The sequence below is a fragment of the Thalassobius sp. Cn5-15 genome (genome assembly GCF_022347685.1).
GTDB lineage: Bacteria > Pseudomonadota > Alphaproteobacteria > Rhodobacterales > Rhodobacteraceae > Thalassobius.
Map to the genome: position 1 here is coordinate 434414 of NZ_JAKRGF010000001.1, position 23106 is coordinate 457519.

Consider the following 23106-nt stretch of genomic DNA (forward strand, 5'->3'; position numbering starts at 1 on the left):
GCTAATTTTTGATCAAACCCACATGAATCCCGCGCCCGCAACAGCGTTTGACCCGCAGGTTTCCGATCCGGCACTCTTTTTCACTCCTGTCTGGCGCAAACATCGCGCTTAGCCCTTTTCCCTTAGGGATCATCCCTCTAAAAGCCTCTGTAATACAGCCAAAACCGTCTACCGAGACAGAGGAACCTGCCCCATGAGCATCATCATCGACATTCACGCCCGCGAAATCCTTGACAGCCGGGGCAACCCCACTGTCGAAGTGGACGTGATCCTAGAAGACGGCACCATGGGCCGCGCAGCTGTGCCCTCGGGCGCGTCGACTGGTGCGCATGAAGCGGTAGAAAAGCGTGACGGTGACAAGGCACGTTACCTCGGCAAAGGTGTGCTGGAAGCCGTTGCCGCCGTAAACGGTGAAATCGCCGAAGAGCTGGTCGGCATGGATGTCACCGAACAGGTGGCCATCGACCAGGCGATGATCGATCTGGATGGCACGCCGAACAAGGCCCGTCTGGGCGCGAACGCCATCCTCGGCGTATCGCTGGCCTGCGCCAAGGCAGCGGCGGATTTCACCGCACAGCCGCTTTACCGCTACATCGGCGGCACCTCTGCCCGTGTTCTGCCGGTTCCGATGATGAACATCATCAACGGTGGTGAGCACGCCGATAACCCAATCGACATTCAGGAATTCATGATCATGCCGGTTTCGGCAGCCAACGTGAAAGAGGCGATCCGCATGGGCGCCGAAGTGTTCCACTGCCTGAAAAAAGAGCTGTCCGCCGCAGGCTACAACACCGGTATCGGTGACGAAGGTGGTTTTGCGCCCGCGCTGGAAAGCACCCGCAAAGCGCTGGATTTCGTTGGCATCGCGGTAGAGAAAGCCGGTTACAAACTGGGCGAAGACATTTTCCTGGCGCTCGATTGTGCTTCGACCGAATACTACGTCGATGGCAAGTACGAGATGAAGGGCGAAGGCGCCTCGCTGACTTCGGAAGAGAACGCGCAATATCTGGCAGATCTGTGCAACGATTACCCGATCATCTCGATCGAGGATGGCATGGCCGAAGACGACTGGGCTGGCTGGAAACTGCTGACTGACAAAATCGGCGATAAGGTGCAGCTGGTGGGTGACGACCTGTTCGTAACGAACCCCGCCCGTCTGTCCGATGGCATCGCGCAGGGCGTTGCCAACTCCATGTTGGTAAAAGTGAACCAGATCGGGTCGCTGACTGAAACGCTGAAGGCCGTCGATATGGCCCACCGCGCGCGCTACACCAACGTCATGTCGCACCGTTCCGGTGAGACCGAGGACGCGACCATCGCTGACCTCGCCGTGGCGACCAACTGTGGTCAGATCAAAACCGGCTCGTTGTCGCGTTCCGACCGTCTGGCGAAATACAACCAGCTGATCCGTATTGAAGAGCTGCTGGGTGAAACCGCCGAATACGCAGGTCGTTCGATCCTGAAGTAAGCGGTTGCTGCTGCGAGCGAATTGGAAAGGGCGGGCTGAAAACTCGCCCTTTCTTTATGAAAAGATATGATCAGAGACAGCACATTTAATTGAAGCCCGGCCCAACAGGAACTGTTGGGCCGCGCCATTCCGTCCCACAGGGCGGCGCTAGCTCATGAAACTTCAGCATTCTCTGATCATTTCTGAAACCTATAAATGAAGACACTATGCGAGCCCCCAGCCCCGAAAACGCCTTCCAATCCACTCATGCGAACTTGCTGATCACCAGCTTTCAACGCCACCTAGGTCGTCCACTGGCCCCAAACCCCGAGGCGCTCTATCACGACGACGCCGTGGTCCTCAGCCATGACGGCGCCGCTGATCCGGTGCTGACCTATGGCAACCTCACCGCGCAGCGGCTTTGGGGGATGGGCTGGGATCAGCTAACAAAACTCCCCTCGCGCCTCACAGCGGAACCTGCGCACCGGGCGCAGCGCGATGCGATGTTTGCCGAAATGCGCGCCAAAGGGTTCATCGAAAATTACAGCGGCGTACGGATCAGCGCCACAGGCCAGCGGTTTGAAATTCAAAATGCAATTATTTGGCCGCTGATCAGCGAAAATGGTACGATACGCGGTGAGGCGGCGACCTTCACCGACTGGCGCATGCTGTAGCGGCCAATCAATGCACTGTGCCAGTGTGCGGTTGTTAAAGCCGCTCTGGCGAGAGCATTACAACATTCATGCGCGCGTGTCGTCGTGCAGGTCTTCGGTCAAACTCTCGACCACGACGGCGGCGCGGGGCGAGGGGCGAGTATGAATAAGGCCCTTGGGATTGCCGCGCAGTACTGGCACTGATCAGTGCCAGCACCAACAATTGCGATCTTCTGCGCCATGTCGTACTCCTGCGTTTTAGTCCGTTGAACGCTGCAGGTTATCTATGAACGCGCAAGAACTTATCGACCATTTGCAACTGGAACCGCACCCCGAGGGTGGGCATTATCGCCAGACATGGGCAGCCGATACCGCAGGCGGCACAAGAGCGGCCGGAACCTCGATCTATTTCCTGTTGCGTGAAGGCGAATATAGCCATTGGCACCGCGTGGTCGATGCAGCGGAGATCTGGCATTTCTACGCCGGCGCGCCGCTGGTCCTGTCGATGGCCGCAACTGAGGCTGGACCGGCACAGGATCACCTGCTGGGCACGGATTTTACCGCGGGTCAGGCACCTCAGATCATCGTTCCTGTGAATCATTGGCAAGCGGCGCGCAGCACGGGTGCCTATACGTTGGTCGGCTGTACCGTGTCGCCGGGGTTCCTGTTTGATAAGTTTGTGCTGGCCGCGCCGGGGTTTGACATTCCACGCGGCTAACCTCTGCGGATCTGTGACAGTGATCTGCGCAGACTAGCTGCGCAGACTAGCTGCGCAGATAATCCAGCAACATTCGGGTGGAGGCATCCTTGCCCTCCGCCTCGGCTTCGCCGTTCAGGATTGGTTCCAGATCGCTAGCCAGCTCCTTGCCCAACTCAACGCCCCATTGGTCAAAAGAGTTGATACCCAATACCACGCCTTCGACGAACACTCGATGTTCGTAAAGCGCCAAAATTTGTCCCAGCACAAAGGGAGTGAGTTGCTCATATACCAGCATGGTCGACGGCCGGTTGCCCTCAAACACGCGATGACGGGCCAGACGATCGCGCGCCTCTTCGGGCACATCGGACCTGTTCAGGCCTGCCCTTGCACTGGCAAAGGTACGCCCGTTCATCAACGCCTCTGCCTGTGCCAGACAGTTGGCGACCAGCAGGCGGTGATGATGGGCATAGCCAACCTCATGCCCCCGTTTCGCCACCATAAATTCGCAAGGCACCACTGCAGTTCCCTGATGGATCAGTTGGAAAAACGCATGTTGACCGTTGGTCCCCGGTTCGCCCCAAACGACGGGACCGCTGGTCGTTTCCAGCGCATCCCCCTGCATGGAGACACTTTTACCGTTGCTCTCCATCTCAAGCTGCTGGAGGTAGGCTGGCAACCTTTCTAGCCGTTGCTCATAGGGGATCACCGCGCGGGTGGCATAGCCCATGCCCTGATGGTGCCATATGCCGACAAGCGCCAGCATCACGGGTAGGTTACGGTCCAGCGGCGCTTTGCGGAAATGATCATCCATCGACCGCGCTCCGGCCAGAAAGTCTGCAAAATTCTCCGCACCTATGGACAATGCCAGCGACAGGCCAATCGGTCCCCAGACCGAATAGCGCCCTCCCACCCAATCCTCAAACCCGAAGGCGCGCTCAGCGGGAATGCCAAACTCAGTGGTTGCTTCTTCATCGCTGGACAGTGCGACAAACTGATCGGTTGGCCTCTTCACCACTGTCGCCATCCAATTGCGCGCGGAACGGGCATTGGTCATCGTTTCGGACGTGGTGAAGGTTTTCGATGCCACAATCACCAGCGTGGTTTCCGGATTAAGCGGCGCCAGCGTATCCGCCAGATGCGCCCCATCAACGTTCGAGACAAAATGGCAGCACGGCCCATCGCCATAAGGCGTCAGCGCCCGCACCGCCATAAGTGGGCCAAGGTCGGATCCGCCGATGCCGATGTTGACCACATCGGTGATGCGTCCGCCCTGCCCCTGAAAATCGCCGCAACGCACTGCGCGGACAAATTCGGCCATTCGGTCGCGGGTGGCACGTACCGCTGGGACGATGTTTTCGCCGTCTAGCTTAACAACCGTGCCGTAAGCCGCGCGTAGAGCGGTGTGTAGCGCCGCGCGGCCTTCGGTTTCGTTGATACGTTCGCCTTCAAACATCGCATCGCGGCGCCCCGCAACATTCGCATCGCGCGCGGTCTCCAGCAGGAAAGCGCGGATGTTCGCGTCAATGTTGGTCTTGGAATAGTCAAACAGCAGACCATCCGCGTGAACGGAAAAATCCTGCGCCCGGCCCGGATCCAGAAAGAGATCCTTAATTTGACGCGTTTCGCTTTGCGCTACATGTGCGGCAAGCCGCTGCAAATCCATCTGATTGCGTCCTTAGTTCAATATCTTACGGCGCCCAATGGACAACCGCCTTGTCTAATATGGCGCGCACTGGAGCTTCCTCAGCTGGCAGGGTCTGGGCCCGTTCTAATGCGGCCTTTTTGTCGTCACCGGTGATGACAATATGCAAACGCAATGCGTCACGCAGCACCGGAGCAGACAGGCTAATGCGCTGTTCCGGCACACCATCTACACGCATCGGTATCAGAGTTGGCGCATGTAAATCCAGTGCCAGACGTAAATTATCGCCGCGCGGGAATAACGATGCAGTGTGCATGTCGTCACCCATCCCCAATAGAGCCACGGAAATAGGCAGTTTGGCGCGAATATCCGGCTCCTGTGCAGCGATCATTGCCTCAGCCGAAGGAGAGCCATCATAAAACGGAATAAAGTTTGCCGCCTCAGCAGGGCCTACCAACAACCGTTTCCGCAGCAATGCGGCATTAGACCGTGGATGATCTGTGGGAACCCAGCGTTCATCACTCAGCATGACGTCAACACGGTCCCACCCCAGATCCACAGCACAAAGATCATCGAAGATCGGGCCTGGCGTTGTGCCCCCCGGCACCACAAGTGTGGCACGGGGGGCATGATGCAGCGCCTCAACCAGTTCGTTGGCGATTTTATCTGCCAGATCAATCGCCAGCATGTCGCGGTCTGCATATTCCACAAAGCTCATTGTCATTCGCGGATCTCCCTCCAGCGACGTCCATCACGGTGCATCAGTGCCAGCGCATCATCGGGACCAGAACTGCCAGTATCATAGGCCAGCGGCTGATCGCCCCGTTCAGTCCAGCCTTGTATGATCGGATCGGTCCAGGCCCAGGCTGCTTCGACCTCGTCGCCGCGCATAAACAGCGTCTGGTTGCCACGGATCACATCCATGATCAGCCGCTCATAGGCATCGGCAGCGGCCTCTGAATCCGGTCCCAGCGCCTCGGAAAACGTCATGTCCAGGGGCACGTCAATCAGGCGCATACCGCCCGGTCCCGGCTCTTTGATCGTGACATCCAGATCAATGCCTTCGTTCGGTTGCAGGCGGATCGACAGGGTGTTGCGATGCCGGCCTGCGTCCTCGTCAAAGATAGAGTGCGGCGTTTCCTTGAACACGACGGCAATTTCACTTGCCCGCGCCTTCAGCCGTTTGCCAGTTCGCAAATAAAACGGCGTCGCCGCCCAACGCCAATTTGACACATGTAGCTTCATCGCGACAAAGCTTTCGGTGGTAGAAGCGCTATTTTCAACATCCTCCAAATACCCGGCACGATCACCTGCAAGCAGATATTGACCGCGCACGATATCCTGCGGCTCAACCGGATCCAAAGCGCGGATCACCTTTAACTTTTCATCGCGCACGGCGTCGGGATCAAATTTCGCTGGCGGCTCCATCGCTATCAGACACAAAAGCTGCATCAGGTGGTTTTGTACCATGTCGCGCGTGGCACCAGAACGGTCATAGTAATCGCCTCGCCCCTGCACCCCGACAGTTTCCGCTACGGTGATCTGGATGTGGTCGATGTACTGGCTGTTCCACAGCGGTTCAAACAGCATATTGCCGAACCGGATCGCCATCAGGTTCTGCACCGTTTCTTTGCCAAGATAGTGGTCGATCCGGTAGATCTGACTTTCATCGAAATGCACGGCCAGTGATTGGTTCAGCGCGCGCGCAGTTTCCAGATCACGACCGAAAGGCTTTTCCACCACGATACGGGTATCGGGATCGACCATGCCGTGCAGCTGCAACCGTTCCGCCAGCGCCCCAAACAGGCTGGGCCCAACGGAAAAGTAGAAAGCCCGCACCATATCTGGGCGCATGTGACCTGCAAGAGCGTCCCACCCCGCCTCTCCGACGGCATCGACCTGTTCGTAACTTAATCCTCTCAGGAAATCCGTCAGACATTTCTGATCCATCTCACCGTCGTGAAATTCCGCCAGCGCTTCGGCCACCAGCTGGCGGTATGCATCATCATCCAGCTCTGAACGCGCCGCGCCGATGATTTTAGACCCCTCAGGGATCTGGCCCGCAAGGAAACGGCGAAACAGCGCTGGCAGGATTTTACGTCGTGCCAGATCGCCAGTGCCGCCGAAGATCACCAGATCAAACGGATCTACCGGAATTACACGCGAAACCATATTCGTGTCCCTTATCTCAATTGCGGAAATCAGGGGGTGCCCCCTATTAACCGAAGCATATGTTAGCGCTATCAAGACCCTAGTAGCGGATCGTCGCCACCTAGTCTAGCACCCAAATCACAGCACAGACCAGCTATCACAAAACTGTCAGGAAATTATGACGCCCTTCCCTCACTGCAACGCGGCAGCTAAGGTGCTATTAATCGAACGGATGAGGACGAGATGAAGGATTCCCAACAGCTTACCGCCAATGTTGGCAAGTTCATCGACCCGCGTACCACTGCCGATGGGCAGGTGCGCGCAACGGTACCACTGTCAAACGCGGAAACCCTGTGGTTCAACACCGGCACCCTGTGCAACATTACCTGCGAAAACTGCTATATCCTGTCGTCGCCCAAAAACGACGCGCTGGTCTATCTAACCGTTGCGGAGGTTGAAGATTATCTCAACCAGTTGGAAGTGCGGAAATGGAACGTGCGCGAAATTGCCTTTACCGGCGGGGAGCCGTTCATGAACCCCGATATGCTGGCCATGACAGAGGCATCGCTGAAACGCGGCTATGAGGTGCTGATCCTCACCAACGCTATGCAGCCGATGCAGCGCAAGCGTGTCAGCGAAGGCCTGGTTGCCTTGAATGAGGCCTATCCCGGCAAGATCACCCTGCGCATCTCTCTCGATCACTGGGATATGGAGGCGCATGATGCCGAACGTGGCAAAGGCGCCTTTAATCGCTCGCTCATCGGGATGGATTTCCTGCGCGACAACGACATCCAGATGGCAGTCGCAGGCCGTGCCCTGTGGCACGAAAGCGACGCCGCCGCGCGCGCAGGCTACGCCGCAATCTTTGAGGCCCACGGTTATAACATCGACGCCCAGAACCCAGGTCAGTGCGTGCTGTTTCCAGAAATGGACATGGCGGCAGAGGTGCCTGAAATCACAGAAAGCTGCTGGGGTATTCTGAACAAAACACCTGACAGTGTAATGTGTGCCTCATCGCGCATGGTGGTGAAGCGCAAGGGCGCGGACAAGCCCGCGGTTCTTAGCTGTACCCTGCTGCCCTATGACGAACAGTTTGAAATGGGCCACACGCTGGAAGAGGCAGAGGCAGACGTTGCCCTCAACCACCCCCACTGTGCGAAGTTCTGCGTCCTTGGTGGCGCCAGCTGTTCCGCTTGATCCTGATAGGTGGGCAATATGCCCACCTACCTTGTTGTCTTTCAGGCAAAACCATCCGCCCTGCACACCCGCTTGCCGCGCAGTCGCCAGATATAGAACCCTCCCCAACTTGCAAACCTTGCGAAAACCACATCGATCACAATGATGTGTCGGCGAAAATTGGCGCCAATTTTCGCGTCCGCCTCACGGGATCGCGCAGGATATGTCATCGCACAGATCAGCGAAAATCACCGATAAAATTACACCGCGGCAATCATGTGCAGACTTATTTAGCATGAAGCTGCAAAGACTGTTTTCCAACGCAATTCGGCGTGAGCCGTTGTGACGGATCTGTGAGTTTATTTTTCTGAATTTAGCCCCAGTTTGAATAGTGTCAGCACGGCAAGCTGGCAGGACCGACAGAACAGATCACCGCCCCTGATCGCACACCAAAGACTTAGGAGAAATTAGAGATGAAACGCATTGTAACCGCCTCCGCAGCAGCCCTGATTACTTTGTCTGGTGCTGCATTTGCAGCGACTGACGTGAGCGGCTTTGAGGCCTCGCAGATCCGCCAGTACGCCCCTGAAATCAACCTGTCCCTCGTTTCCCCCGACGCTGTGAAAAGCGCGGCACAGGCGATTGATGATCTGGATGATGACGAAGCAAGCTATGCCGCGATCCAGAACGCTGTGCGTCACGAACTGAACAAAGGCCAATAACTTCGTCGCGCTAAACCGATAGGATTTGACCCTTTGAATATGCAGGCCGGCCCCTTTGGGCCGGCTTTTCAATGCGTGTCACTTTCAGCTTCGCCCGGTCGCTACGCTGACCGTGCCACCGCCGACCAGCGCTGAAACACCTGTCGTCTCTGGCCCTGATGTAGACAAGCCCCGCGCCACGCGGATCGCAAGGTAGGCAAAGGCTTGCGCTTCCAGCATATCGCCGTCCAGGCCCACATCCTCCACCGGTCGCACAGGGCAATCAATACCCGCCTGCAGCATCTGCATCATCACCGGATTATGCCGCCCGCCACCTGTCACCAACACCTGCGATGGCGGACTGGGGCAGTGATCCAGCCCCAGCATCACGGCGGTCGCAGACATGCCAGTCATCGTAGCCGCCGCATCCGCATCATCCAATTCGCGTACCAGATCCAACATGTCAGCGAAAGCATCGCGGTCCAGCGATTTGGGCGGGATTTTGGGGAAATAGACGTCATCCAAAAACAGCTCTAACGCGCCATCCACCACTTCGCCTTGCGCCGCAAGGGCACCGTTATGGTCATAGGACAGTCCGCGCCGCTCCTGCATTAAATCGTTGAGCGGCGCATTTGCCGGGCCAGTGTCAAACGCCAAGAGCGCCCCCGCCTCCTCTGGGCCCGATTTGCGCGGATCGATCCATGTGATATTGCCCACACCGCCCATATTGAGAAAGCACAAAGGCTCCGTCGCGCCGATCCATTTGGCGCAGGCAAAATGGAAAAACGGCGCCAGCGGTGCGCCCTGACCGCCAAGCTGCACATCCGCGCTGCGGAAATCCCACGCGACCGGTACGCCTAACCGATCCGCCAAAGCCGCGCCATCGCCCGCCTGATGGGTTCCTCGTCCGCCCGGATCATGGGCCAGCGTCTGGCCGTGAAACCCGATCAGCTCGGCCCCCTCAAAACCGCCCAGCACCTCTGCATGGGCACGCTCGACCAATTTTGCGACAGCCGCAACGCCATCCTCACCCGGCCAGTGGCCAAGGCCTGCACGCAAAACCGCCTGTTCTTCCGCCGAATAAGGTCGGTAGGCCGTATCACCAAACGCTTCAATCACATGACCGTCGCTGAGCAGCATCGCCGCATCCACACCGTCCAAGGATGTGCCTGACATCGCCCCCAGCGCCCAAATCGCGCCCTGATCCGTCGCTTTCTTCATGCCTGCCCCAAATCTTGCCCCACAAACACCACCTGCGGGGGCAAAACACATCTTTCCCCCCAGTTGGTTGCAGCTTATACACTGGCTGGCAAAGCTGTAAGGGACAAAAGCAATGACCTACCACCCCAAATCGGAATTCATGCGCGTCATGATGGAGCGCGGCTTCATCGCGGACTGCACCGATTATCAAGCACTGGATGACGCGCTCTGCGCTGGGGTGGTGCCCACCTATATCGGCTATGACGCTACAGCGAAATCACTGCACGTCGGTCACTTGCTGAACATCATGATGCTGCGCTGGCTGCAAAAGACCGGCCACAAACCGATCACCCTGATGGGTGGCGGCACCACCAAGGTGGGCGATCCGTCCTTCCGCGCCGATGAACGTCCGCTGCTGACGGCGGATGCGATTGACGCCAACATCGACGGCATGAAGCAGGTGTTTGCCAAATACCTCAGCTACGGCGATGGCGACACCGACGCGGTGATGCTGAACAACGCCGAATGGCTGGACAACCTCAACTACCTTGAGTTCCTGCGCGACATTGGCCGCCACTTCTCGGTCAACCGGATGCTGTCGTTTGAATCGGTGAAATCGCGTCTGGACCGTGAACAATCGCTGAGCTTCCTTGAATTCAACTACATGATCCTGCAGGCCTATGACTTCCTTGAACTGAACCGCCGCTACGGCTGCATGTTGCAGATGGGTGGGTCGGACCAATGGGGCAACATCGTGAACGGCATCGATCTGACCCGTCGCGTGTTGGAGAATGAGATTTACGGCCTCACCTCGCCGCTGCTGACCACCTCGGACGGGCGCAAAATGGGCAAATCCCAGGGCGGCGCGATCTGGCTGAACGGTGATATGCTCTCGCCCTACGAATTCTGGCAGTTCTGGCGCAACACCACCGATGCGGACGTTGGCCGCTTCCTGAAACTCTACACCGAACTGCCGGTGGACGAATGCGACCGCCTCGGCGCGCTGGAAGGTCAGGAGATTAACGACGCCAAGGTGATCCTGGCCAACGCCGTCACCACCCTGTGCCACGGGGCCGAAGCCGCTGCTGCAGCGGAGGCCACAGCGCGCGAAGTGTTTGAAAAGGGCGGCGTGGGCGACGACCTGCCAACGCTGGAACTGAGCGCCGATGAACTGGGCGACGGCATGTCCATCGTGCAGCTGATCGTGAAAACCGGGCTGGCCAAATCCGGCAAAGACGCCAAACGCCTTATCAAGGAAAACGGCGCCAAGCTGGATGATGAAAACCTGACCGACGCCGGCCTGATGGTGGACGCCGCGAAGCTGGCGCAGCCGATCAAGCTGTCCGCAGGCAAAAAACGCCACGCGCTGGTGAAACTGGCCGACTAAGCGCCGGAGAGGCTGAGAATTGAGAACGCCCGCACCTTGGCTGGTGCGGGCGTTTTTTGTTGGGTGCTGCGACAATGGTATGGCGGGCGAAGCTCGATTTCGCTGCGGCTGCGCCAATGTCCGCTGCCTGATGCATACGTTAGGAAACTCTACGTACGCGATTATATAGGTTTCGATTCATATCTTTGACAAAGCGTTGATGCTTGAAGCCATGTTTAATCAGTAATGCTTTTGAAGCAGCGTTATCGGGCTGGGCAAACGCCGTGACACTCTCGGCTTTGACATGCCGATCAGAATAGTCGAGAGCCGCTTGACATAGCTCCGTCGCATACCCGTTTCCCCAGCTTGTCGGATCAAAGTAGTATCCAAGTTCGATACCCCAGCCGGGGTCGAAAGGATCATCATACAGTCCGCCCCAGCCAATTATCTTACCTGTTGCCTTGAGACGCACTGTCCAAGGCGCGAAGCCGTCGCGCCTGCGTCGCCGTTCATGCACTGCAATACGTTTTCGGCATTCACGGATATTTGCATCGCAATGTGTGTGCCGCATTGCCGCCTGATCGCCTAGAAACTGAAAAAGTTCGGGCACTTCCGACAGTCTCGGACGACAAAGGTTTAGACGGCTTGTTTCAAGATAGTTGAGCATATTCAAGAAGAGTAGATGAGTGACACGATAAGCAGACGTTCATTTACTACGCAGCATCTGTCAATGAGTGCTGGAAGCGGCCGCTAGTAACCACCGAATACCCTCCCTACTCCGCCGCCGGCAGCTTCAGCGCCTTTGCCTCAGCGCGGCTCAACTGTGCGCCTTGCTTTCGCTTCAACAACTCCCCCCGCGCCTTTTCATACTGCGGATCTTGCCAGAACATCAGGCAGCCGTTGCAGCCGCGGCCGCAGCAGCCTTCGACGCCGACGCGGTTGGTTTTGTGGCGGCGTTCTTCGCCACCCTCACCGATGGCATCAACCAGTTTGTCGCGCGACCGCTCATAAGCTTTGGGGCGGTCGGTGCCGGACGCTTCGATCCCCTGCACCACCTTATCCAGCTTGATCCGCGCCCATTGTTCATCCGTCAGCGCGCGTTCCTTGCGCATCACGGTGTATTCGGGGAACTGGGCGCGCAGCCAATCGGTGTCCTCATGATCAAACAGCGCAAAGGGCACCCGCATGACGGTTTTGGTGGATCCGTGGATCACATCCTTCACCGCGCCGGTTTTAGCCTCTTCAAACGCATACATCCGCAACAGAACCGTTTCCCGCGCGATGGGAGAGACAAACTCCAGCACGTCGCCCGGCTCCAGCTTGTTCTTCACCTCGATCAGAAACGCGTCGTCTTCGACACCCACAACCACACCGGCATATTCCCACTGCGCGATGGCGGCGGTGTGTTCATAGCCGTGGGCGTAGTTGGTCAACCGCCCGTCGTGGAAAGCCAGCGTGTAGCCCCGGTTGCCGACAGTTTCCAGCTCCTCCATGTAAGGTTTCGGATCCCAATTTTCGGGATCGTCGTAATAGGCGTCAATCGCCATGCGATAGGCGCGGGCGACGATAGCGCAGTAGTATTCGGATTTGCCGCGCCCTTCGACCTTCAGGCAGTCAACGCCGATTTTCAGATAGTCGTCCAGCTTCGGCATGATACACAGATCGCGGGAGTTCATGATGTAGCTGCCGCGACCGTCTTCTTCGATCGGCATCAGTTCCCCCGGACGGCAGCCCTCTTCTAGCAGAAATTCAAACATATCAGCGTTTTCGGGGGTGATGTTCAGGTCTTCGACCGTGCCATCCTTCAGCCGCATCCGCACGCCGTAATTCCAGCGGCAGGAGTTGGCGCAGTTGCCCTGGTTCGCGCCGCGTTCGGCCATGAAATTGCTGAGCAGGCAGCGGCCGGAATAGGTCATGCACATGGCGCCATGCACAAACGCCTCTAGCTTCACATCGGGGCAGTGTTCGCGAATTTCGGCCAGTTCGGGATAGGACACCTCACGCGCCAGAACCACCAGCGCGGCGCCTTGATCCTTCCAGAAATCAACCGACAGCCAGGAACAGACATTTGCCTGCGTCGAGATGTGCAGCGGGATTTCCGGTGCGTGTTTTTTCACATAGGTGAACACGCCGGGATCCGCGATGATCAGCCCGTCCGGTTGCACGCGGCGGATGGTCTGGATGTATTCATCCAGTTTCGGGATGTCCTTGTTGTGGCTGAACAGGTTCAGCGTCAGATAGGCGCGTTTGCCGTGGGCGTGGCAGAACTCCACCCCCTCAATCACCTCTTCAAGCGAGAACTGCGATTTGGTGCGCAGGCTCATATCCGGCGTACCCAGATAGACAGCATCGGCGCCGTACAAAATCGCCATCTTCAACTTGCGCAGATTGCCCGCAGGCATCAACAATTCCGAACGTCGCATCCCTAGCCATCCTTGGTGATCAGCATCCAAGGGGGCCTATTGCCGCAAAACGGGACCGGAAAAAAGATGTGGTTTATATGTGCCTTTGGGCGCGTTAGCCTTTCAGCTGCAGCGCCTCGTCCAACACGTCGCGTACAACGTTTAGGTCAACGTCTTTGGTCACAAACGCCTCACCAATGCCGCGCGCCATGATAAAGTTGATACGGCCAGCAACCACCTTTTTGTCCTGCCCCATCAAGGCGATCAGTGTATCTGCGTCCGGCAGGTCGCCGGGGATGTCTTTCAGATCCGCCTTCATTCCCATCCGGCTGAGGTGTTCGCGCACACGGCTTGGCGCCTCTTGGCTGCACAAACCCAGACGGGAGGAGACCTCAAAGGCCAGCGCACAGCCGATGGCGACACCTTCGCCGTGGAGCAGACGGTCAGAATATCCTGTCGCCGCCTCCAGCGCGTGGCAGAAGGTATGGCCGAGGTTCAAGAGTGCACGGTCGCCTTGTTCGGTCTCATCCCGGGCGACGATATCGGCCTTCATCTCGACCGATCGTTTGACGGCATAGATGCGTTTGGCCATGTCACCCGCGGCTGCGTCTTCGGCGTTAGCCTCCAGCCAGTCAAAAAACGCCGCATCACCCAACAGACCGTATTTCACCACTTCGCCGTAACCGGCCAGAAAATCGCGCTTGGTCAGGGTGCCCAGAACCTCGGTATCGGCCAGAACCAGCGATGGCTGGTGAAAGGCACCGATCAGGTTTTTGCCCTGTGGTGCGTTGATGCCGGTTTTGCCACCAACCGAACTGTCCACCTGCGCCAAAAGGCTGGTCGGGATCTGCACGAACCGCACGCCACGGCGCAGGCTGGCAGCGGCAAAGCCCACCAGATCGCCGATCACCCCACCACCGAATGCGATGATGATGTCGTTACGCTCGACCTTCTCGGCCAGCAACCATTCTACGGTGCGTTCAAAATGCGGCCAACTTTTTGTGGACTCTCCGGCGGGCAAGGTCATCGACACCATGTCAATGCCTTCCGCCGCCAAACCGCTGCGCAGGGCATCCAGATGCCGCGCGGCGACGTTTTCGTCGCTGACCACGGCCACACGCGGGCGGTTCAGCAAGGAGGCGATCAGCGCGCCCGCCTCGGCCAGCAGGCCGGGACCGACCAGAACGTCATAGGCGCGATCGCCCAGCGGGACGTGAACGGTTTCCACAGCGGGGTTCAGGGTCATTTCATACACTCCAGTACATCTTGGCGGGTCACTAAGGCGTCAACCACCTTGTCGCAGGTTGTTTCAATGGAATAGCTCGGCTCGACCGGAACCTTCAGATCGGCCAATGCGTATACAGGTGCGCGGGCGGCGTAAATTTCACTCAAAGTGGCAAAGGGATCTGCGGTGCGCAGCAGCGGACGGGTGTCTTTATGTTTGACCCGATTCCACAGCAATTGCAGGTCCGCCTGCAGGCAAACAGCAACCCCTTCGGCGGCAATTGCATCGCGGTTGCGCTCGGACAGAAAGGCGCCACCACCAGTGGACAGCACACACGGTTCCTCGCCCAACAGGCGCTCAATCACTTGGCTTTCCTTCTCGCGAAAGAACGCCTCGCCATCGCGGGCAAAAATTTCGGCGATTTCCATGTTGGCAGCGGCGACAATTTCTGCGTCTGAATCACGGAAAGGTACACCAACTTTGGCAGACAACGCCTTGCCCACTGCGGTTTTTCCCGCGCCCATCATGCCCACAAGCACAACCGTTTTCTTCAGTTTCCACGCCATGTCGCCCCCGCCTTTCGGCCAACCTCTGCCGTTTTTTACTTTTGATGACTGAATGACGTGATCTTGGCGAAATTGCCAGTTATAAGTGAAAGAAAATCACAAACAGAGAGCAGCAGGACTATGGGGCGTCTGATCAAATGGCTTTTTCTTCTGGTGGTGGCTGCGGCACTAGCACTTGTGGCCTATGCCTATATAGGACCGTGGCTTGGAGCTGACTTCTCTCCGCAGCAGCAGGAAATCCGCGAAAACGTGGTGTTGGATGCAGGCTAAGACCGGGATGCGGTTTAAATTGCGGCACAGGCAGCACGATAGGAACCGGTTGCAGCGCGGTGCCTCAGCGCTTGTGTTGGGGATCTGCACGACGCTGCCTGCCATCGCTCAAGCGCCCTTGTCGGCGATCGACTGGCTGAACGATCCGGTCACCGCACCTGTTGTTGATCCGACTCACACTCTGGAACCACCAGTCAGCACCGGTGCGCTAGCGCCCAATGTCAGCGTGACCACGCTGGGTGCATCCACAGCAGAGGCGGTTGGCCTTCTGTCGTCACGCGTCACAGGCCTGCCCGCGGACCTTTGGCAGCATTCTGACGCTCAAGGGTTGAACGCACTGTTGACCAAGCAGCAGCTGACCACCCTGCCCGCCATTCAGGCCCTGTTCTACACACTCCTTCTGGCGGAAGCAGAGGCGCCCTTTGCCGCCACGGATAAGGCGTCGTTTCTAAACGGACGTCTAGATGCGCTGCTGTCTTTGGGCGCGGTCGAAGCGGTGCAGGCATTGCTGGATCGCGCAGGCACCACCACGCCGGATCGCTTTGCCCGTTGGTTTGATGCCACCTTGCTGACCGGCGATGAGGATCGCGCCTGCGAAGCGTTGCGCGATGCCCCCAACCTCAGCCCATCCTATGCTGCGCGGGTCTATTGCACCGCACGACGTGGCGATTGGACCACTGCAGCCCTGACGCTGTCGACCGGCACGGTTCTGGGTCTGATCACACCACAGGAGCGGGCGCTGCTGGATCTGTTTCTGGATCCAGAACTGTTCGAAGGCGCGCCGCTTCCTCATCCGCCAGTACGTCCCAGCCCGCTGATCTTCCGCCTGCAGGAAGCGGTGGGAGAACCACTGCCCACCGCACCGTTGCCGCGTGCCTTTGCGGTATCTGATCTGCGTGGCACTTCCGGGTGGAAGGCCCGGATTGAGGCGGCCGAGCGTTTGGCGCAAACCGGCGCGTTGGCGCCAAACCGGCTGCACGGGATTTATTCCGAACGCTTGCCAGCAGCATCCGGCGGATTGTGGGACCGTGTCGATGCCGTACAGCGGTTTGATCTGGCGCTGAAGGCCCGTGATCCTGCCGCCATCGCCACCACCCTGCCCCGCGCGGTTCAGGCCATGCGCGTTGCGCAGTTGGAGGTGGCGTTTGCCAAAATTTACGCCAAAGATCTGATGACCGTGCCGCTGACCGGCGCAGCGGCGGACCTGGCTTATCACACAGCACTCTTGTCGCCTCACTATGAGGTTGCAGCGCAGCAACTGGGTGCTGACCGGCCGCAATCGGCCTTCCTCACGGCACTGGCCAAGGGGCAACCGGCCAGCGTCCCCACCCATCATCCGGTGGAACGTAAAATCATCGAAGGGTTCAACAGCACCGCCCTGCCACCTCTGTTTGCGACCGAGATCGCAGAGCGGCGTCTGGGCGAAGTGATCCTGCAAGCCATGCGCCTTTATCAACGTGCCATTGCTGGTGAGCTGGCAGAGCTGCCCCGCGCCCTTGCCACCTTCCGAGCGCTTGGACTGGAAGATACTGCGCGACAGGCCGCTTTGCAGTTCTTGCTGTTGGAACGGGCAGGCACATGACGCAGCCGCCAAAAAACGCAGAAGCGCTGGCCGACATGTCTCGCTGGATCGCCACCTTTCTTGAGGCGCAGGCGGCAGAATTGGGCGCTGCGCAGAACACGCTGGCGGCCTATGGTCGTGACCTCAGCGATTTTCGCGATTGGCTCAACCGTGCGCGCCTCACATACGACAGCGCACAGCGCGACGATATCGAAGGTTACCTGATCGATTGCGACGCACAAGGTCTGTCGCAAGCCACCCGCGCGCGCCGCCTGTCGGCGATCAAACAACTTTACCGTTTTGCCTTTGACGAAGGTTGGCGCGACAGCAATCCAGCGATCCAGATCACTGGACCGGGGCGCAACAAACGTCTGCCCAAAACGCTCAGCCAACAGGATGTAGAGGCCCTGCTTGCCGCCGCCCGCCATCCTGACCAGACGGAGGCAACGCGCCTGCGTAACACCTGCCTGATGGAACTGCTCTACGCCACCGGCATGCGGGTCAGCGAATTGGTGTCACTGCCGGTGAATGCCTGTCGTGGCGATCCGCGTATCCTGCTGATCAAGGGCAAAGGCGACAAGGAACGGATCGTGCCGCTGTCGCCGCCCGCCCGCAGCGCATTGGCCGTGTGGTTGGCACACCGCGACGAGGCGGAGGAGATCGCGCGCATCGAAAAAGGCGCCCTTGCCAGTCCGTTTCTGTTTCCCAGCCGCGGCAAACAGGGCCACCTGACGCGCCACAGGTTCTTTCAGATGATCAAGGGTTTCTGCGCCACGGCCGGCGTCCCACCGGCCGATGTGACACCACACACGCTGCGTCATGCCTTTGCCACGCATCTACTGGCCAATGGCGCCGACTTGCGGGTGATCCAGACGCTGTTGGGCCATGCTGATCTGGCCACGACAGAGATCTATACTCATGTTCAGGAAGAACGCCTAAAGCAGCTGGTTTTGGATCATCACCCGCTGGCCAAGCCTGCACGCGACGCGGATGGCACATCCTGAAAACGGCGTGATCCCCGCCCCTTGATCCGCACACCGCTGCACCCCATAACCAGTTAAACATCTTTTGCACAGGCGCTTGCCCTCGACCGCAAGGCCGTATCTGGACCGCAATATGGACACTGACTTGATAACCGATGGCCTGACGCATGGCATAACCTTTGACACCGCCTTCTGGAGCACTGCGGGGGCTATCCTGTTCCTGCTGGTCATGTCTGGCTTCTTCTCCGGCTCTGAAACCGCGCTGACGGCAGCGTCGCGCGGCAAACTGCGCAGTCAGTCGGACAAAGGATCGCGCGGCGCGGCGCGCGCCTTGCGCATCACAGAGGATAGTGAGCGACTGATCGGATCTGTCCTCTTGGGCAACAACCTGGTCAACATCCTGGCCACCTCACTGGCGACCGCACTTTTCACGCGCCTCTTTGGCGAAAGCGGTGTGGCGCTGGCCACGCTGGTCATGACCCTCCTTGTCTTGGTCTTTGCCGAAGTGCTGCCCAAAACCTACGCCATCACCAACCCAGAGGCCGCAGCAGCCAAGGCATCGCCGATCATCGCTGTCATCATCACCGTCTTTTCCCCCATCGTCAGCGCAGTGCGCTGGTTGGTGCGCGGGGTGCTGCGGGTGTTTGGTGTGCAGACCGATCCCGACAGTCATATTCTGGCAGTGCGCGAAGAAATCGCCGGGGCGCTGCAACTGGGCCGTTCCGAAGGTGTGGTGGAAAAAGAGGACCGCGATCGGATCCTTGGCGCACTGGATCTGGGCGACCGCGCGGTGGATGAGATCATGCTGCACCGCAGTCAGATCGAAATGATCAACGCCGATGATGACCCAGAGGTCATCGTCGCCCAATGTATGGACAGCCCCCACACCCGCCTGCCCCTGTGGCGCAAGGATCCCGACAACATCATCGGTGTTGTCCACGCTAAGGAACTGCTGCGCGCCATCCACAAACGCGCCTTTGGCGCCGAGGCAGAGGGGCTGAAGGATTTCGACATCTGTTCTGTGGCCATCCCGCCCTATTTTGTACCTGACACCACAACGCTGGACGATCAGATGCGCCAGTTCCTGCGCCGTCGCGCCCATTTCGCGCTGGTGGTGGATGAATATGGCTCCCTCGAAGGCTTGATTACGCTCGAAGACATTCTTGAAGAAATCGTGGGTGAGATCACCGATGAATACGACGATGAGGACGAGCGTCAGGTCCACAAAACCAAGGACGGTCAGTTCATGGTTGAAGGTGCGATGACCATCCGCGACCTCAACCGTGCACTCGAATGGAACCTGCCGGATGAAGAGGCCAACACAATCGCCGGTCTGGTTATTCACGAGTCGCAGATGATCCCCACCGTGGGTCAGGTCTTCTCCTTCCACGGGTTCCGCTTTCGCGTGATCGAGCGCAAAGACAACCGTGTCACCCGTCTGAAAATCGGCAAGCTATGAGTGTGATGTGATCCACGGCGCGATCCTGATACTGGCCGCTGGCGCCTCCTCGCGTATGGGGCGGGACGCTTCAGGCACGCCGCGCGACAAGCTGGCAGAGGATGTGGATGGCGCACCACTGTTGACACGCACGGCTAAGGCTGCGCTGGCGACGGGTTGGGACGTCTATGCCTGTGTGCCGCATCTCGCCCATGCGCGGGTCTCGTTATTGCCGGATGAGGTGACCGCGATTCCAGTGCCCGACGCTGCAGAAGGTATGGGCGCATCGCTGAGATCTGGCATGATTTGCATTCGCCAAAGCACTGATAATGTGTTGATATTACCCGCCGACATGCCTGATCTATCGGCCACCAATCTGCGCACAATCATCGCCGCACACCGCCGTGATCAAATCACCCGCGGTGCAAGCGCCACTGGGCAGGCAGGCCATCCGGTAATTTTTCCCGCCCGCTGTTTTAACGCGCTAGTGCGGCTGCACGGCGACGAAGGCGCGCGGCGTGTGGTGAAAGGGTTTGATGGACGGGTTGAACTGGTCAAGCTACCAGAGGACCACGCGCTAACGGATCTGGACACGCCTGAGGCATGGGTCGCATGGCGGGCACAGCGCTAGGGTCAGGCGAACAGAACGGCCGCCTCATGACGGCTGAGCGTCGGACGCGCGGCACTATAACCTTTCGCTTCGACCGCCAGTTCAGGGAATAGCTTGAACAGTTCCTCCCGTTGCGGCGCATCAAGGCCTGCGAGCGTGTAATCGCCGGGCTGGAAGCTTTCACTCCATGCGCCATCGCCCAACACCAATTGGTGCTGATCAAACATCAGATGCACATAGGTGACCGGCTCCGCCTTGCCACGGCATATGCCATCCAGACAGGTCAGTTGCACTGCAGGCACCAGCACCTCTTCCTCACCGAACCAGAGGGCAGCCTTGTGATCACGCACCAACATCCGGTGTTGTGGCGACACGGTCAGGTCGCGACTGGGACGATCCATGCCAAATGCGCCTTGACGGATATGGACCGGACGCAAATCGGGCATCGCTGCGACCTCAGCGGCGGAAAGACAGCGCGATCCGATCCAGCGAATGGGCTGGAATCCCGCGTCGCGGGTCATCACCATATCGCCCACCTGCAGATCAGCGGCGCGGCGTTCGCCCTCGCGGGTCAGGATCATAGTATCGGCGGTGAAACAGGGCACGTGATGCACCGTTTCAATCTCAGAGAAGTAGAGGCGTGCGCCATTGCCCCAAGCAACCGTGCCCGCTTCGCCATCATCGGGATCATAAGTGATAGTGGCGGGACCGATGATTTTCAGGTGATCTCCTGCACTTTCGCCGTCCTCACCGCCGGTGATGGTCATCTCTACATCGGTGGCCAGTGTGTCATATTGCACCCCAAAGGTATCATCGCCCGATCCACCGAAGGCAGAATCGCCATCCCCAACGGAAAAGACGTCATTGCCGCCCTCGCCCAAAATCCAGCTGTATCCGCCGCCGCCAACTATGGTATCATCACCTTCGCCGCCATACATCAGATCATCGCCAAGCCCGCCAACCAGCAGGTCGTTGCCTTCACCGGCGCGAATTTCGTCGTTGCCTTCGCCGCCGCGCAGGGTGTCGTGGCCCAGACCGCCATAGATCGTATCAGCGCCGTCGCCAGCGTTGACCACGTCGTTACCATCGCCCGCCTCGATCCGGTCATCGTTGGGGCCTGCACCTGCCGCGTCATTGTCACCGCCATCGACCACATCACCGTCATTGTCGCCGGTGTAATCCACGTCAATCACGTCATCGCCGTCAGTGCCGCGCACCACACCATCGCTGCCGGGGATCACCACCTCCATCGCCGGTAGGCCCATCGCCTCCAGCATCGCGGATCCGGTGATCTGATCGGGGGTGATACCGGTCAGGGTGATACTTTCAGTCTTGGGGAAGACCAACATCAAACTGCCGTCAGGCGCTACCTGCAGGCGGACATCGCCAGCGTCGAGCGGATCGCCCACCTCGTCTGTCATGGCCGAGAGATCAAAGCGGTCATAGACGGTGTAGCTGCCATCGGAATTTTCCACCGGAAGGCGGAATCCCTGCACCGCATCCTGACCGCCATAATCAGCCAGCCGCACGGTGTCGTTGCCGGACCCCAAGCGCAGATTTTCCACATCTTCAAAGGTGGCGGTATAGATTCCATCGCTCAGGCTGCCCCAGCCTTCGACGTTGTGGCTGAGGTCAATCACCAGATCATCGGTGATCGCGGTGAGGTCAAGGACGTCACCAGACACCTCATCAATACCTTCCATCTCGATGGTATCATTACCGAAATCATTTTCCAGGCGAATGGTGTCATCACCGTAGCCTGACCAGATAAAGTCGTTGCCAGTGCCGCCTTCCATCCATTCGTTGCCGAAGGATCCACGCATCCAGTCATTGCCCGCACCGCCGAACATCGTGTCCGACCCGCGGTCGCCATTCATCCAGTCGTCGCCATCGCCACCGATGATATAATCGGCGCCATCATAGGCCTGAATGCTATCATCGCCGCGGCCACCATAAATGTGGTCGTCACCGATTCCTGCGCGCACGGTGTCATCACCCGCGCCGCCTAAGATGGTGTCGTTGCCCTCACCAGTGAGGATGCTGTCATTGCCATGACCGCCATAGACTACATCGTCGCCAAACCCGGCAAAGACGCTATCGTTGCCTGCACCCGCGTAGATCACATCATCATCCGAGCCGTCCGCTGCATCACCGGAATCGCGGCGGTCGCCATCGGCGTCAGGGGCTAGATCAAAGCCGATTTCATCATCGCCTGCGGTGCCATGAATCTGATATGGCTGATCTTCGCCGCCGGTATAGGCCTGCTCAGCCGCCTCGAGTGAGAAACGCCCTCCAGTGAAAATGACGCCGCGCAGATCGATGGGCATTTCACGCGCGGTCAGGTCGCTGTTCGGTGCCAGAAAGGTGCTGGTCAGCGCCGGGGCGTCGGCATCATCTGTTGTAAAACCGCTAAGGTCCAGATTGATAAAGGCGTGGGTCATACTGTGGTTTGTTGTCGAAACCGTCGCGGTACCACTGTAAGAATATTGAGGCGTGTCAGACTGGTAGTCAGCATAACTGGCGTAGACGGTTACGCCGGTCACTGTCGTCGCATCGGAGAATGTGCCGTCATCTTCGGCATCTTCTACTTGCCACACCAGAACTTGACCCGGCGCAAACACTGCAGAGCCAGCAAGAACCTCCTGATCCCCATGACCGCCGCGCAGGACGGCGTCGTTCAGTACGTCATTGCCATATGTGAAGAAGGTGCCGTTCATTGATGCACCCGCCATGCACCCTCAGACCCGCAAACGCCAAAGCACACCGCAACACAGCATGTTGCGGGGACATCCCCAACAAAACTGACGGAAGCGGTGTCAAATCGACCGGCCACGGCACTCACTAAAAACGGGTTCATTCTTACACTCTACTACGGCAACAAGGCTACTGGTTTAAGCACTGGCCCTGAATATTGACGCAATTTGTCAAAATCTGGACAGGTTCTGGGCCGTTTCGCGCAATTGCCGATTTGAGCTGTGGTCACCACAGCCCAAGTCATGTGGCGCCGTTTCTTTG

20 protein-coding genes are annotated in these 23106 nt (G+C 58.5%); 11 read left to right on the forward strand and 9 right to left on the reverse strand.

Annotation, left to right across the window (positions count from 1 at the left end; genetic code table 11):
* Positions 1–193: 193 nt before the first annotated feature.
* From eno to MHM86_RS02090, 3 genes are all read left to right on the forward strand, one after another.
* Positions 194–1468, forward strand: coding sequence for a phosphopyruvate hydratase (gene eno, locus MHM86_RS02080; protein ID WP_239195223.1), 1275 nt, complete (start codon positions 194–196; stop codon positions 1466–1468).
* A gap of 206 nt (positions 1469–1674) precedes the next feature.
* Complete coding sequence (locus MHM86_RS02085) at positions 1675–2121, forward strand: MEKHLA domain-containing protein (protein WP_239195225.1); 447 nt, start codon at positions 1675–1677, stop codon at positions 2119–2121.
* A gap of 265 nt (positions 2122–2386) precedes the next feature.
* Positions 2387–2818: a cupin domain-containing protein gene (locus MHM86_RS02090; RefSeq protein WP_239195227.1), complete on the forward strand. Its 432-nt coding sequence runs from the start codon at positions 2387–2389 to the stop codon at positions 2816–2818.
* A 46-nt stretch (positions 2819–2864) separates the two neighbouring features.
* Here the strand turns inward: MHM86_RS02090 and pgi are convergent, their stop codons facing one another.
* The 3 genes from pgi to zwf are packed head-to-tail and all read right to left on the reverse strand — an operon-like array spanning position 2865 to position 6614.
* Positions 2865–4463 carry a glucose-6-phosphate isomerase gene (gene pgi / locus MHM86_RS02095; RefSeq protein WP_239195229.1) on the reverse strand — a complete coding sequence of 533 codons (1599 nt, stop codon included), beginning with the start codon at positions 4461–4463 and terminating at the stop codon, positions 2865–2867.
* Between the two features lie 25 nt (positions 4464–4488).
* Positions 4489–5166 carry a 6-phosphogluconolactonase gene (pgl, locus tag MHM86_RS02100; RefSeq protein ID WP_370643991.1) on the reverse strand — a complete coding sequence of 226 codons (678 nt, stop codon included), beginning with the start codon at positions 5164–5166 and terminating at the stop codon, positions 4489–4491.
* Positions 5163–6614: a glucose-6-phosphate dehydrogenase gene (gene zwf, locus MHM86_RS02105; RefSeq protein ID WP_239195231.1), complete on the reverse strand. Its 1452-nt coding sequence runs from the start codon at positions 6612–6614 to the stop codon at positions 5163–5165. The genes pgl and zwf overlap by 4 nt, the downstream gene beginning before the upstream one ends.
* A gap of 222 nt (positions 6615–6836) precedes the next feature.
* On the opposite strand from zwf, the gene MHM86_RS02110 reads away from it, so the two are divergent.
* The gene (locus MHM86_RS02110; protein ID WP_239195233.1) at positions 6837–7790 is read left to right on the forward strand and encodes a radical SAM protein; all 954 of its coding nucleotides are present in this window, start codon (positions 6837–6839) and stop codon (positions 7788–7790) included.
* A gap of 452 nt (positions 7791–8242) precedes the next feature.
* On the forward strand, positions 8243–8491 hold the full coding sequence (locus MHM86_RS02115) for a hypothetical protein (protein WP_239195235.1): 249 nt from the start codon (positions 8243–8245) through the stop codon (positions 8489–8491).
* Between the two features lie 84 nt (positions 8492–8575).
* Here the strand turns inward: MHM86_RS02115 and MHM86_RS02120 are convergent, their stop codons facing one another.
* On the reverse strand, positions 8576–9691 hold the full coding sequence (locus tag MHM86_RS02120; RefSeq protein WP_239195237.1) for an anhydro-N-acetylmuramic acid kinase: 1116 nt from the start codon (positions 9689–9691) through the stop codon (positions 8576–8578).
* A 112-nt stretch (positions 9692–9803) separates the two neighbouring features.
* Between MHM86_RS02120 and tyrS the strand changes: the two genes are divergently transcribed.
* Positions 9804–11057 carry a tyrosine--tRNA ligase gene (gene tyrS, locus MHM86_RS02125; RefSeq protein WP_239195239.1) on the forward strand — a complete coding sequence of 418 codons (1254 nt, stop codon included), beginning with the start codon at positions 9804–9806 and terminating at the stop codon, positions 11055–11057.
* A 139-nt stretch (positions 11058–11196) separates the two neighbouring features.
* On the opposite strand, the gene MHM86_RS02130 is transcribed toward tyrS, so the two are convergent.
* From MHM86_RS02130 to MHM86_RS02145, 4 genes are all read right to left on the reverse strand, one after another.
* On the reverse strand, positions 11197–11703 hold the full coding sequence (locus tag MHM86_RS02130; protein WP_255723037.1) for a GNAT family N-acetyltransferase: 507 nt from the start codon (positions 11701–11703) through the stop codon (positions 11197–11199).
* A gap of 106 nt (positions 11704–11809) precedes the next feature.
* Positions 11810–13459 carry a U32 family peptidase gene (locus MHM86_RS02135; protein WP_239195243.1) on the reverse strand — a complete coding sequence of 550 codons (1650 nt, stop codon included), beginning with the start codon at positions 13457–13459 and terminating at the stop codon, positions 11810–11812.
* A 94-nt stretch (positions 13460–13553) separates the two neighbouring features.
* Positions 13554–14684 carry a 3-dehydroquinate synthase gene (gene aroB, locus MHM86_RS02140; RefSeq protein WP_239195245.1) on the reverse strand — a complete coding sequence of 377 codons (1131 nt, stop codon included), beginning with the start codon at positions 14682–14684 and terminating at the stop codon, positions 13554–13556.
* Positions 14681–15229 carry a shikimate kinase gene (locus MHM86_RS02145; RefSeq protein WP_239195247.1) on the reverse strand — a complete coding sequence of 183 codons (549 nt, stop codon included), beginning with the start codon at positions 15227–15229 and terminating at the stop codon, positions 14681–14683. The genes aroB and MHM86_RS02145 overlap by 4 nt, the downstream gene beginning before the upstream one ends.
* A 120-nt stretch (positions 15230–15349) precedes the next feature.
* On the opposite strand from MHM86_RS02145, the gene MHM86_RS02150 reads away from it, so the two are divergent.
* The 5 genes from MHM86_RS02150 to MHM86_RS02170 all read left to right on the forward strand — a co-directional run bounded on the left by MHM86_RS02150 (position 15350) and on the right by MHM86_RS02170 (position 20112).
* On the forward strand, positions 15350–15499 hold the full coding sequence (locus MHM86_RS02150) for a hypothetical protein (RefSeq protein ID WP_239195249.1): 150 nt from the start codon (positions 15350–15352) through the stop codon (positions 15497–15499).
* Between the two features lie 49 nt (positions 15500–15548).
* On the forward strand, positions 15549–17081 hold the full coding sequence (locus MHM86_RS02155; RefSeq protein WP_239195251.1) for a hypothetical protein: 1533 nt from the start codon (positions 15549–15551) through the stop codon (positions 17079–17081).
* Complete coding sequence (locus MHM86_RS02160) at positions 17078–18064, forward strand: site-specific tyrosine recombinase XerD (RefSeq protein WP_239195253.1); 987 nt, start codon at positions 17078–17080, stop codon at positions 18062–18064. The genes MHM86_RS02155 and MHM86_RS02160 overlap by 4 nt, the downstream gene beginning before the upstream one ends.
* Before the next feature lie 112 nt (positions 18065–18176).
* Entirely contained in the window at positions 18177–19502 is a 1326-nt protein-coding gene (locus MHM86_RS02165; RefSeq protein ID WP_239195255.1) for an HlyC/CorC family transporter, read from the forward strand.
* A gap of 7 nt (positions 19503–19509) precedes the next feature.
* A complete protein-coding gene (locus MHM86_RS02170) occupies positions 19510–20112 on the forward strand; it encodes a nucleotidyltransferase family protein (protein ID WP_239195257.1) in 603 nt (200 codons plus the stop codon).
* A gap of 2 nt (positions 20113–20114) precedes the next feature.
* Here the strand turns inward: MHM86_RS02170 and MHM86_RS02175 are convergent, their stop codons facing one another.
* Positions 20115–22808, reverse strand: a complete 2694-nt coding sequence (locus MHM86_RS02175) for a Hint domain-containing protein (protein ID WP_239195259.1) — start codon at positions 22806–22808, stop codon at positions 20115–20117.
* Positions 22809–23106 lie beyond the last annotated feature (298 nt).